Below are 11,902 nucleotides of genomic sequence, written 5' to 3'. Positions count from 1 at the left end.
GAAGTGTCGCATGCCCGAAGTTTCCGTCGGGTGACGCCGCATGAGCGTTACCGGGCGGTATGGACCGGCTCCGCCGTGTCGCGGTACGCGAACAACTCGCCGGCAAGTGCCTCGTTGACCCTTACGTGCAGCATCGTCCCCTCGGGCAGGTGGGCGGTGCTGAGCACCTCGCCCTGCCGGTGCACGCGGGCCACCAGGTCACCCCGGTCGTAGGGCAGCACCACCCGCACCTCGACCGCCGGGCGGGGCAGTCGCTGCTCGATGGTGGCGCGCAGGTCCTCGATGCCGAGGCCGCTGTGCGCGGAGACGAACACCGCCTCCGGCCAGATCCGCTTGAGGTGCAGCAGGGTTTCCTCGTCGGCCGCGTCGGTCTTGTTGACCACCAGCAGCTCGGGCAGCCGGTCGGCGCCGACCTCGGCCAGCACCTCGCGTACGGCTCGCACCTGCTCCTGCGGGTCCGGGTGGGTGCCGTCGACCACGTGCACCACCAGGTCCGCCTCGGCGACCTCCTCCAGCGTCGAACGGAACGCCTCGACGATCTGGTGCGGCAGGTGCCGGACGAAGCCGACGGTGTCGGAGAGGGTGTAAACCCGGCCGTCGGCGGCGGTGGCCCGGCGGGTGGTCGGATCCAGCGTGGCGAACAGCGCGTCCTCCACCAGCACGCCCGCTCCGGTGAGCCGGTTGAGCAGGCTCGACTTGCCGGCGTTGGTGTAGCCGGCGATGGCCACCGCGGGGACGGCGTTACGGGTCCGACGGGACCGTTTCGTCTCGCGTACGGTGCTCATGGCCTTGATTTCCCGGCGCAGCCGGGCGATCCGGTGGCGGATCCGCCGCCGGTCGGTCTCCAGCTTGGTTTCACCCGGGCCACGCACGCCCACGCCGCCACCGGCGCCGCCACCGCGACCGGAACCACCGGTCTGCCGGGACAGCGTCTCGCCCCAACCGCGCAGCCGGGGCAGCAGGTATTGCAGTTGGGCCAGCTCGACCTGCGCGCGGCCCTCCTTGCTCTTGGCGTGCTGGGCGAAGATGTCGAGGATCAGCGCGGTGCGGTCGACCACCTTGACCTTGGTGCGCTGTTCCAGGTTGCGCAGCTGGGACGGGGAGAGTTCACCGTCGCAGATCACCGTGTCGGCGCCGGCGGCGAGCACCACCGAGCCGAGGTCGTCGACCTTGCCGCGACCGATGTAGGTGGCCGGGTCGGGCCGGGTACGCCGCTGGATGAGCCCTTCGAGCACCTGTGAGCCGGCGGTTTCGGCCAGCGCGGCCAGCTCGGTGAGGGAGTTCTCCGCGTCGGCCTGGGTGCCCTCGGTCCAGACACCGACCAGGACCACCCGCTCCAGTCGCAGCTGGCGGTATTCGACCTCGGTGACGTCGGTCAGCTCGGTGGAGAGGCCGGGGACCCGTCGCAACGCCTGCCGCTCGGAGAGTTCGTACTCACCGGTGGTGGTGTCTGGTTCGTCGTTGGGAACGTAGGTCTCCTGGTCTCGCAAGCGTCTCTCCTGTCCGATCTGTGCATGTACCGAGCAATCCTGTCATGTGTCAACGCACGTCGCACCCGCTATATGCCCTGCGCACAAAGAGGCAAAAACGGGGGTGGCTGCTGGGCGTCCGGGCGGAGCGAGTAGAAATGCGAACTAGCCGTTCAGCGCCGACGGAGGGACCCGCGTGGCCACCACCCGACTGCCCAGTGCCGGATTCTCGATCACGATCCGGATCGCCGTGCCCGCCGATGCCTCCTCGATCGGCCGCCTCACCACGTCGGTGGGTGAAGCCGGGGCGATCGTCACCGCACTGGACGTGGTCGACTCCGACCCGAACCACGTGATCGTGGACCTGACCTGCGACACCGCCGACGCCGGCCATGCCGAGCAGGTGGTCGACGCGCTGCGTGCGCTCGACGGCGTGGACGTCCGCAAGGTGTCCGACCGCACCTTCCTGCTGCACCTCGGCGGCAAGATCGAAGTGAGCCCGAAGGTCACGCTGCGGACCCGTGACGAGCTGTCCCGCGCGTACACCCCGGGGGTGGCCCGGGTCTGCCAGGCGATCGCCGACAACCCGGCCGACGCCCGCCGGCTGACCATCAAGCGCAACACCGTGGCCGTGGTCAGTGACGGCTCGGCGGTGCTGGGGCTGGGCAACCTCGGCCCGGCCGCGTCGCTGCCGGTGATGGAGGGCAAGGCGGCACTGTTCAAGCGCTTCGGCGGGGTGGACGCCTGGCCGGTGGTCCTCGACACCCAGGACACCGACGAGATCGTCGCGATCGTGAAGGCGATCGCGCCCGCGTACGGCGGGATCAACCTGGAGGACATCGCCGCGCCGCGCTGCTTCGAGATCGAGGCGCGGCTGCGCGCGGCGCTGGACATCCCGGTCTTCCACGACGATCAGCACGGCACCGCGATCTGCGTGCTGGCCGCGCTGACCAACGCGCTGCGGGTGGTCGGCAAGCAGCTCTCGGACGTACGGGTGGTCGTCTCGGGCGCCGGCGCGGCCGGCACCGCGATCATGAAGCTGCTGCTGCGCCAGGGCGTCGGCGACATCATCGCGTACGACCGCCAGGGTGCCCTGCGCCGCGGCCAGCCCGACCTCAACCCGGCCTGGCAGTGGCTGGCCGAGCACACCAACCGGGACGGCTACTCGGGCGACCTGCCGGGGGCGCTGGAAGGCGCCGACGTCTTCATCGGGGTGAGCGCACCGAACCTGCTCACCGGTGACGACATCGCCCGGATGGCGAAGGACGCGATCGTCTTCGCCCTGGCCAACCCGGACCCGGAGGTCGACCCCCGGGAGGCACGCAAGCACGCCGCCGTGGTGGCCACCGGCCGCTCCGACCAGCCGAACCAGATCAACAACGTGCTCGCCTTCCCCGGCGTCTTCCGGGGCATGCTCGACGCGCACGCCGAGGAGTTCACCGAGGAGATGGCGCTCGCCGCCGCCCGGGCCATCGCCGACGTGGTCGGCGAGGAGAAGATCAACCCGACGGTCATCGTGCCGAGCGTCTTCGACTCCCGGGTGGCCCCGGCGGTCGCCGCCGCCGTCCGCGCCGCCGCCCAGAACCCTGCGGCCACGCCCCCACCCGTCACCGACCCCGGCCCCGCCGACCTCCCCGAAATCGCCGCCACCGCCTCCGCCACCCCCTAACCCCCACACCCCCGGCCTCCCGGTCGTATGCGCGGATCTTGGTGCGGAACGGCCTCCAGGGGGGTCGTTTCGTACCAAGATCCGCGAGACAGAACCTAGGGGGTGGGGAGGGTGAGGGTGCCGGTGGCGACGAGGAGGGCGGGGCCGGAGAGCCAGCAGGAGTCGTCGGTCACGGTCACGGTGAGGCGGCCGCCGGGGACGTCGACGGCAATCGTGCCGACCTCCCGGGTGCTCTCGCGCAGGGCGACGGCGGCTACCGCGCAGGCGCCGGTGCCGCAGGACAACGTCTCGGCGGAACCTCGTTCGTAGACCCGCATCAGGACGTGCCCGTCGACGTCGTCGAGCGGTTCACCGGGGGCGGTGAACTCGACGTTCACCCCGGCCGGGAAAAGCGCCGGGTCGAAGCCGGGGGCCCGGGTCAGGTCCAGTCCGGCCAGTTCCAGCCCGGCCGGGAGCGGACAGACCAGATGGGGGTTGCCGACGTCGACCGCGGTGCCCGGCAGGGTCAACCCGCCCAGGGCGGCCGTCGAGGCCGCGTACAGCCGGGGTCGGCGCATCTCGACGGCGATGTCCGGCCCGTCGAGGCGGGCGCGTACGAGGCCGGCCCGGGTGGCCACCGGCAGGGCGTCGGCGACCGGCGTGGCCAGCCCGGTTTCCAGCAGGTAGCGGACGAAGACCCGCGCGCCGTTGCCGCACATCTCGGCAAAGGAGCCGTCGGAGTTCCAGTAGTCCATGAACCACTCGGCTTCGCCGGCCAGGGCGGCGCCGTCGGGATGCTTGGCGGCGTGGACCACGCGGAGCACGCCGTCCCCGCCGAGGCCCCGCCGCCGGTCGCAGATCGCGGCCACCAGCTCGGGTGTCAGGTCGAGCGCGCCGTCCGGGTCGGGCAGGATCACAAAGTCGTTGCCGGTGCCGTGGCCCTTGGTGAACTTCACGCCCCCATCATCGCGCAGCGTCACCGAGGATCCGCAGGGCCGCCTCGACCAGCCCGGGTTCGGCCGAGTCCAGCCAGTGCACCCGGGGGTCACGCCGGAACCAGGAACGCTGCCGGCGGACGAACCGGCGGGTCGCCCGGATGGTCTCGTCGCGCGCCTCCGCCTCGGTCAACTCTCCGGCCAGCAGGCGCAGTACCTGCTGGTAGCCGAGCGCCCGGCTGGCGGTGCGCCCCTCGGGCAGGCCATGTCCCACCAGCTGCCGGGTCTCGGCGACCAGCCCGTCGGCCCACATCCGGTCCACCCGTACGGCGATCCGCTCGTCGAGCTGGGCGGTGTCCAGGTCGACTCCGATCTGCACGGCGGGGTAATACGGCGTCGGCTCGGGCAGCGCCGCGGTGAACGGGGCGCCGGTCAGCTCGATCACCTCCAGGGCCCGCACGATCCGCCGACCGTTGCCGGGCAGGATGCCGGCCGCCGCGACCGGGTCCGCCTCGCGCAGCCGCGCGTACAGCGGTGCCGGCCCGACCGTGGCGAGTTCGCTCTCCAACCGCGAGCGCACCAGCGGGTCGGTGCCGGGGAACTCGAACTGCTCCAGCACCGCCCGCACGTACAGCCCGGACCCGCCGACCAGCAACGGCACCCGCCCCCGGGCGAGGATGTCGTCGACCGCCGCCCGTGCCAGCGCCTGATATTCCGCCACGCTGGCCGGCTCGCTGACCGCCCAGATGTCGAGCAGGTGGTGCGGCACGCCCTCCCGTTCGGCGACGGTGAGTTTGGCGGTGCCGATGTCCATCCCCCGGTAGAGCTGCATCGAGTCGGCGTTGACCACCTCGCCGTCGAGGGCGTGCGCCAGGGCGATGCTCAGCGCCGACTTGCCCGCCGCCGTCGGCCCGACCACGGCGACCACCGTGCCCGGGGCGGTCACGCCCGCTCCCAGCTGGCCACGAAGTAGGCCACCCCGTAGGGCGCGGCGTGATAGCTCAGCTCGCCCCGCCAGTCGCCGCCAGCGGCGCGCACCGCGCCGGCCAGCGCCTGCCACGGCGCCCGCCCGGCTACCTGCAACTGCGCGGAGAGATCCGCGTCCAGGCCGAGCAGGGCGTCCAGGTCCACGTCGGCCAGGGCCCGGGCAACCCCGCTGTCGTACGCCTCGGCGCGCGGGTCGGTGTAGCCGGGCGCCCGCTCACCTCGACAGGCCGACCCGTCGCCCAGCACCAGCAGCGCCCAGTCCCGGTCGTCGGCACCGTCGGCACCGAACGCCACGGCCGCCGCCGGGTCGGTCTCCCGGGCCAGGGCGTACATGCCCGACACCGGCGGTACGGGGTGTGCCGCGCCCGGCCGGACGCGCCCCAGCAGCCAGGTGCCGATGGTCAGGCTCAGCGGCAGTTCGGGCCGACTGTCGGGGCGGAGCGCGCCGATGGCCACTTCGACGGGCAACCCGTACGGCGCCAGTGAGCCGTGGAAGGGCGGGTCGTAGCGGCGCGTCTGCGGGCCGGCTCCGACGACCAGCACCTCGGCGGCACCCGAGTCGAGCAGACGGGCGACCGCCACGTCGCAGGCCCGGCGGAGGTCGTCCAGTTCCATGGCGGCGGCACCCGCGACCTCGGGAACCAGCAGTGGTGGGTGCGGGCAGACGGCGGCGGCGACCAGTGGCACCCGGCAACCGTAACGGTCGGGCGGCGCCGGCTGTGCACCCGAGGTCGCCGGCGGGGCCGCTGAGCAGCCACCGCACCCGCGTCGCCGCGGCTTGGCCGGACGCCAGCGGGTGGCTCGCCGCCACACCGACGGCAGCCAACGGCACGCCGTCCGGATGATGCCGGCGAGGGGCTAGGACACCGTATGGTCACGGTCGGCGATAGGCGCTCGACGCGGACCGGGGCGGACCTGTGACAATGCCCGGAGAAACTTGGCTGCGCCGTGGCGGGGCCCGGGAGAGTTCTCCCAGGGCACCGGGAGAACGAGGATGGGCACATGAGCGACTGGACTGCCTTCGGACGGGTGGACGCGGACGGCACCGTTTACGTCAAGACCGCCGAAGGCGAGCGGGTGGTCGGATCCTGGCAGGCGGGAGCACCGGAGGAGGGGCTGGCACACTTCGCACGCCGCTTCGCCGACCTGGTGACCGAGGTGAATCTGACTGAGGCACGGCTCACCTCGGGCGCGGCGGACGCCAACCATTCCCTGGCCACCGTCCGGCGGATTCGTGCCTCGCTGGCCGAGGCGCACGTGGTCGGTGACATCGACGCCCTGGCTGCCCGGCTGGACAAGCTCGCCACGGTGGCCGAGGAGAAGGCCGGCGAGGCCAAGGCCGCGAAGGAGGCGGCCCGCAGCGAGGCGTTGGCCCGCAAGACCGCCCTCGTGGAGGAGGCGGAGAAGCTGGCCGCCGAGTCGACCGGTTGGAAGACCGCGGGCGATCGGCTCAAGGAGATCCTCGACGAGTGGAAGACCATCCGGGGGGTCGACAAGAAGACCGACGGTGAGCTGTGGAAGCGGTTCGCCGCCGCCCGGGACGGCTTCACCCGCCGTCGGGGTGCGCACTTCGCCTCGCTCGACTCGCAGCGCAAGCAGGCGCAGACGGTCAAGGAGGAGCTGGTCGCCGAGGCCGAGAAGATCAAGGACTCCACCGACTGGGTTTCGACGGCCAACCAGCTGAAGAACCTGATGAACCAGTGGAAGGCCGCACCGCGTGCCTCGAAGGAGGCCGAGCAGAAGCTGTGGGAGAGGTTCCGCGCCGCGCAGGACGCCTTCTTCACCCGACGCAGCGAGGTCTTCTCCGCGCGGGACAACGAGCAGCGCGCCAACCTGGAACGCAAGCAGGCGCTGCTGGTCGAGGCGGAGGCGCTGGACGTCGAGGGCGACCCGAAGGGTGCCCAGGCCAAGCTGCGGGACATCCAGGCGCAGTGGCACGAGGCGGGCCGGGTCCCGCGCGAGGCGGCCGCCGGGTTGGAACGCCGGCTGCGCGCCATCGATGACAAGGTCCGCGAGGTGATGGACTCGGCGTGGCGGCGGACCAGCCGGGAGGACAACCCGCTGTTGGCGCAGATGCGGGCCCAGGTCGCCGAGGCCGAGGAGCGGCTGGCCCGGGCGCAGGCCGCGGGCGACGCCCGGCGGGTCAAGGAGGCCGAGCAGGCGCTCGCCTCGAAGCGTCAGTTCCTCCAGCTCGCGGAGCAGGCCGGCTGAGCTGAACCCCGGAAGCCCTCGGTTCCCACCGGAACCGAGGGCTTTTCCGTTCCTCCCGCCGCTGGTCACGGCGATGTTAACGTGCGACATTTACATCGACGCCGATCTGTGATTATCTGAGGAAAGCGCTTGCCCTTGGCAGGCGTGGGAGCCGCTCCGACCAGTTCATCCGACGGCAGGGCGCACCTGCGCGCACCGCCACCGCATCGCTGCCACTGGGCACGGCAGCCTCCGATGCCGAGGCGCACTCCTGCCGACCGCACGTGATGACGCATCCAGGCGTACGCCGCGGCATATCACCACCATCCATGTCGCCGTGGCCGCCCGCGTCGCGGACACCTCCGGGCCGGTGCCGGCAGCCGGTCCGCGACGGCCGACGCGTCGTCCGACCCGTTCCGCGTACCCAGAGGATGAGGAGATTGACCGTGCTTGCAATCGTCAAGCGTCGCCTGACACGGCGACTGGCGGCACTGGCCGCGACGGCGGTAGCACTACCGGCGGCGTTGGTCGCCGTGACGGTGGCCCCCGCATCGGCGGCGACCGTCGACACCAGCGCCCAGTACGTCTTCGTGAACCGCAACAGCGGCAAGGCGATGGACCTGTGGAACTGGTCCACCGCCGACGGCGGTGAGATCCGGCAGTTCACCCGAGGCGACGGCAACAACCAGCAGTTCCAGTTCGTCGACGTGGGTAACGGCTACTACCAGCTGCGCAACCGGCACTCCGGCAAGGTCGTCACGATTCCGAACTCGAACGACGGGGTGCAGGTCACCCAGGTCACCGCGAGCAGCGACACCAAGCAGCACTGGCGGCTCGCGGACTCCGCCAACGGCGACGTCCGGTTCATCAACCGGCACAGCAACAAGGCCCTGGAGGTCTGGCAGTTCTCCACCGCCGACGGCGGCATCGTCTCGCAGTACGCCAACGTCGACGGCACCAACCAGCGGTGGCAGCTGATCAGGCTGGGCGGCGGCACCACTCCCCCGCCCAACCCGCCCACGCAGACCGGGCTGGTCGGCTGGGCCACCCAGAACGGCGGCACCACCGGCGGCGGCAACGCCGGCACCACCACGGTCACCAGCGCCTCGGCGCTGACCAGCGCGCTGAACTCCACCAGCGCGGCGGTGATCCGGGTCTCCGGCACCATCAACTGCTCGGGGATGCTGCGGGTCCGGTCCAACAAGACCATCCTCGGCAACTCCGGCGCGACCATCGCCGGCTGCGGCTTCACCATCAACGGTGACCGCAACGTGATCATCCGGAATCTGACCTTCCGGAACTGGGGCGACGACGCGATCAACATCGAGCAGTCGGCCACCAACGTCTGGGTCGACCACAACACCTTCAGCGCCGGGTACGACGGCGCGGTCGACATCAAGCGTGGCTCCGACTTCATCACCGTGTCGTGGAACCGGGTCTTCAGCCACGACAAGACGATGCTGCTCGGGCACAGCGACGACAACGCCAGCCAGGACGTCGGCCGGTTGCGGGTCAGCTACCACCACAACTGGTTCGACGGCAGCAACCAGCGCAACCCGCGGGTCCGCTTCGGCAACCCGGTGCACGTGTACAACAACTTCTACAGCAACGTGCGCGGCTACGGCGTGGCGTCCACGATGAACGCCGGAGTGCTGGTCGAGGGGAACTACTTCGAGAACACCCCGGACCCGTTCCACCGGGGTGAGGGCAGCTCCGGGCCGGGTGGCCTGGTGGCCCGCAACAACCACTTCGTCAACTCGGGCAGCGGGCAGACCGGTGGCAGCGTGGCCGGCATCCCGTACTCGTACACCCTGGACAGCGCGAGCAGCGTCAAGTCGATCGTGACGGGCGGCGCGGGCGCCGGCCGGATCTCGGTCTGACCGTACGAACAGGGCCTGTGTCGAAGTCCTCGGTCGAGCCGAGGCGGAGTCCAAGCGGTGTCCAGCCAGGCGTCGCGCGAGCCGCCGCAGGCCGGCCCGGGACTTCGACACAGAGCCCAGGGCCGCATAGCGCAGCCGCCACCGGGTTCCGCCGGGTGTGGGTGGGCCCTGCCCCCTGAATACCGTGCCAATCAGGCAGCCCAGGGCGGCCCCGAGTAGGGGTGGTGGGCCCTTTGCTCTGCTTCACTCCACGCAATGGTTTGGCCGGTTCACTCCACGCAATGGTTTGGCCGGCTCAGCGATGCGTGGGTTGAAGCAGAGCAAAGGACGCGCGGTGGTGGGTGGTGGCTCGGCCGGACGCTGCCGGGCAGCAGCACCCGGAAGCGGCGAGTGGCGAGGTCAGGGTTGTCGGGTCAGGCCGACGATGGTGGCCAGGCGCGCGACGTCGGCCGCTGCGGGTCCGCGTTGGATGAGCTGGGCGAGGAAGGTACGAACGGCCGGGCGGTCACGGACTTCGGCCGGCGCGATGCGGTCGGCGTGGAGCAGGGCTTGCCCGGCCTGGGTGGCGTCGCCGGTGTCGAGGAAGGTGTGGGCGGCGTCGATGAGGTGGGCAGCCCGATGTTCGGGCGGCAGTCGCCGCCAGCCGTCGCTGTTGATCGCGTGAACGTGGTGCTGAATGGCCTCGGTGGTGTCGCCGAGGTGATGGGCGGCAACGAATCGGGCCACCTGGACAGCGGCCGGCCCGAAGCCGGTGTGATGCGGGTCGGTGTCGCTGGTGTGCCGGTCGGCGAGGGCGGCGGCGTGGTGGAGCAGGTCGTCGGTGTTGCGGCGGTCGCCGCTGCTGGCGGCGGCGAGTCCGGCTTGGAGGTACAGGGTTCCGCGTACGGCAGGGTCGTCTGCGGTGTCCGCGGCGGTGAGGGCGGCGGCGAGGGCAAGCGGGTGGTGACCGAGGGCGCGCAGCGCTTGCGCGACGGAGATCGTGGCGGTGGCGGTGAGGGTGGGGCCGGCGGCGGCGGTGACGGCCCGGTCGGCGGCGAGCCAGGCGAGGTCGGGGTGGTCGAGTTTGATCAGTACGGCGGCGGTGATCCGGTAGGTGGACACCAGCAGGCTGCGGGTGCCGCGAGCGGCGTCGAGCAGGGCCGGTAGGGCATCCAGGAGGTGCGGGTAGCGGGCGTGTTGGTAGGCCATCCAGGCGTACGCGACCTGCCGGCGCGTCTGGTCGGCCGTGCCGGTCCGCTGGGGCCGGTCGTGGTAGCGGGCGAGGGCGGCCCGAACCCCGTCGACCCCGTCCAGGCTGGGTGCGGTTGGTGGGGGTTGGCGAGGGCCCAGGAGCAGGTCCGGGTCGAGGCGCAGCACGTCGGCGATCTCCCGGATGACCGAGTAGCGGTCGAGCCGGCGTACGCCACGCTCGATCTTGTCGACCCAGCTCTTCGACTTGCCGAGCCGGTCGGCGAAGGCTTGCTGGCTCATTCCCCGGCGGGCCCGCAACTCCGCCACCCGCCGTCCGATGGGTACGGAGTTGTGGTCGCGTCGGTGCGGGCGGTTCATCGGTCCCCCTGCACCGGCGGCGCGGCGTGCGTGGACTCCCCGCAGCGCGGACACCACCGCGACTTCACCCGAAACGCGAACAGCCCGAGCAGGAAACCCGGCAGCACGCCACTGAGCACCGTCATCACCACGTCGACACCCACGAGCCCGGAGCTTCCGTCGAGCCCGCGATTCGGGCCACCTCCGGCGGCCTCGGACACATCGGACGGAGGCGACCTGCGCGGATTCGGCGTCGCGCATTGGGAGTGACGAGCATCTCGATCCCTTCGGGAGTCGGGCTCCCACACGGATACTCGCTGGTCGGACGACCGGTGTGGGGTTATCCCTACAGGACCAAGCGTGACGGATTGTCAGCAGACAATCAAGGTTTCTAAGGGCAATCTTTCCGGTTTCATCCCTCGGCCGGGAAGGCATACACCAGTTCGTACGCCTCGGCGTCGAGCACCATCAGCGAAACCTCGACGCAGCGGTCACCCGCGTAGGCGCACCTGGTGATCTCGAAGACCAGGCTCCCCTCTCGACGCAGGCCCAAGCCGTCGCGTCCGCCCACCCCGTCAATCTCCTCCGGGGTAGGGGCGCGGCTGATGACCCGTTCCACGAACCTCGTTGGCCCGACTCCCTGCTCGGCCAGTCGAGCGAACGTTCCGCCCAGCCCGGTGTCGGTGTGCTCGATGCGAGTGCCACGGGTCAAGTCTGTTGGCAGATAGGCAGTGGCGAGCTGAACGCAGCGCCGGTCCCGCACATACCGGCGATACCTCGACAGCACCACCTCGCCGGGCGGCACCCCGAGCGCCTCGGCAACATGCGCCGGCGGCACGGTATCGCCGACCTCAATATCCACCACCTTTGGCGGGTTCGCTGCATCGTGCGCCTGGATCGACAACCCGCGCCCCCACTGCTCCAGCGACAGTCGGCCGGGGGAGGTGCGAGGGATTCGGCCTGCCCGAACAAAGCTACCGGAACCGCGACGCGACTCGATCAACCCTTCAGCGCGAAGGCGATCGATCGCCTTCTCCGCGACGCCCCGCGCCACCCCGACTTCGGTGGCAGCGAATTCGCGCAGCGTGGGGAGTTTCGCGCCAGCCTCGTAGCCCTTGACGCCCTCCCTGATCCGGCGCCTGAGTTCGGCGGCGAAGGTCTCGGCGCTGTGCTTCTTCGTCGGGTCGCTCGCGTTGTCCACCGGATCTCCAACTGTCGTCTGACAGCAGGCTACTTGCGGGCCCGGTTGCGACATGAAGCGGGCGG

At 71.1% G+C, this 11,902-nt stretch carries 10 protein-coding genes; 3 read left to right on the top strand and 7 right to left on the bottom strand.

What is annotated here, in order from left to right; genetic code table 11:
• Nucleotides 1-47 precede the first annotated feature (47 nt).
• On the bottom strand, nt 48-1,490 hold the full coding sequence (gene hflX, locus E0H26_RS16905) for a GTPase HflX (protein WP_131304600.1): 1,443 nt from the start codon (nt 1,488-1,490) through the stop codon (nt 48-50).
• A gap of 175 nt (nt 1,491-1,665) precedes the next feature.
• Here hflX and E0H26_RS16900 point away from each other — a divergent pair, with 175 nt between their 5' ends.
• Nucleotides 1,666-3,138, top strand: a complete 1,473-nt coding sequence (locus E0H26_RS16900) for an NAD-dependent malic enzyme (protein WP_131304599.1) — start codon at nt 1,666-1,668, stop codon at nt 3,136-3,138.
• Between the two features lie 95 nt (nt 3,139-3,233).
• Here E0H26_RS16900 and dapF read toward each other — a convergent pair whose 3' ends face one another.
• Genes dapF through E0H26_RS16885 form a run of 3 tightly spaced genes read right to left on the bottom strand, consistent with a single transcriptional unit; the run spans nt 3,234 to nt 5,726 of the window.
• A complete protein-coding gene (gene dapF, locus E0H26_RS16895) occupies nt 3,234-4,073 on the bottom strand; it encodes a diaminopimelate epimerase (RefSeq protein WP_131304598.1) in 840 nt (279 codons plus the stop codon).
• A 7-nt stretch (nt 4,074-4,080) separates the two neighbouring features.
• Nucleotides 4,081-5,010, bottom strand: coding sequence for a tRNA (adenosine(37)-N6)-dimethylallyltransferase MiaA (miaA, locus tag E0H26_RS16890; RefSeq protein WP_240742232.1), 930 nt, complete (start codon nt 5,008-5,010; stop codon nt 4,081-4,083).
• Entirely contained in the window at nt 4,995-5,726 is a 732-nt protein-coding gene (locus E0H26_RS16885; RefSeq protein ID WP_131304596.1) for a class III extradiol dioxygenase subunit B-like domain-containing protein, read from the bottom strand. The genes miaA and E0H26_RS16885 overlap by 16 nt, the downstream gene beginning before the upstream one ends.
• Before the next feature lie 315 nt (nt 5,727-6,041).
• Between E0H26_RS16885 and E0H26_RS16880 the strand changes: the two genes are divergently transcribed.
• Nucleotides 6,042-7,250, top strand: a complete 1,209-nt coding sequence (locus E0H26_RS16880) for a DUF349 domain-containing protein (protein WP_131304595.1) — start codon at nt 6,042-6,044, stop codon at nt 7,248-7,250.
• A 425-nt stretch (nt 7,251-7,675) separates the two neighbouring features.
• Nucleotides 7,676-9,109 carry a pectate lyase family protein gene (locus E0H26_RS16875; RefSeq protein ID WP_131304594.1) on the top strand — a complete coding sequence of 478 codons (1,434 nt, stop codon included), beginning with the start codon at nt 7,676-7,678 and terminating at the stop codon, nt 9,107-9,109.
• A 399-nt stretch (nt 9,110-9,508) separates the two neighbouring features.
• On the opposite strand, the gene E0H26_RS16870 is transcribed toward E0H26_RS16875, so the two are convergent.
• From E0H26_RS16870 to E0H26_RS16865, 3 genes are all read right to left on the bottom strand, one after another.
• Entirely contained in the window at nt 9,509-10,657 is a 1,149-nt protein-coding gene (locus E0H26_RS16870) for a helix-turn-helix domain-containing protein (RefSeq protein WP_131304593.1), read from the bottom strand.
• Nucleotides 10,654-10,800 (bottom strand): hypothetical protein, encoded by a 147-nt coding sequence (locus tag E0H26_RS29350; RefSeq protein WP_165521894.1) that lies wholly within the window; start codon nt 10,798-10,800, stop codon nt 10,654-10,656. Before E0H26_RS29350 ends, E0H26_RS16870 begins: the two co-directional genes overlap by 4 nt.
• Before the next feature lie 248 nt (nt 10,801-11,048).
• Nucleotides 11,049-11,837 carry a GntR family transcriptional regulator gene (locus tag E0H26_RS16865; RefSeq protein ID WP_165521893.1) on the bottom strand — a complete coding sequence of 263 codons (789 nt, stop codon included), beginning with the start codon at nt 11,835-11,837 and terminating at the stop codon, nt 11,049-11,051.
• Nucleotides 11,838-11,902 lie beyond the last annotated feature (65 nt).

The sequence above is a fragment of the Micromonospora zingiberis genome (assembly GCF_004331455.1).
Taxonomy (GTDB): Bacteria; Actinomycetota; Actinomycetes; order Mycobacteriales; family Micromonosporaceae; genus Micromonospora; species Micromonospora zingiberis.
The sequence above is the reverse complement of the archived record's forward strand: the minus strand, read 5'-3'. Positions and strand labels throughout refer to the sequence as shown.

Bases quoted from the DNA above. Each gene is read 5' to 3' on its own strand.
- E0H26_RS16880 (WP_131304595.1), top strand. From the start codon at position 6,042: ATGAGCGACTGGACTGCCTTCGGACGGGTGGACGCGGACGGCACCGTT.
- E0H26_RS16870 (WP_131304593.1), bottom strand. From the start codon at position 10,657: ATGAACCGCCCGCACCGACGCGACCACAACTCCGTACCCATCGGACGG.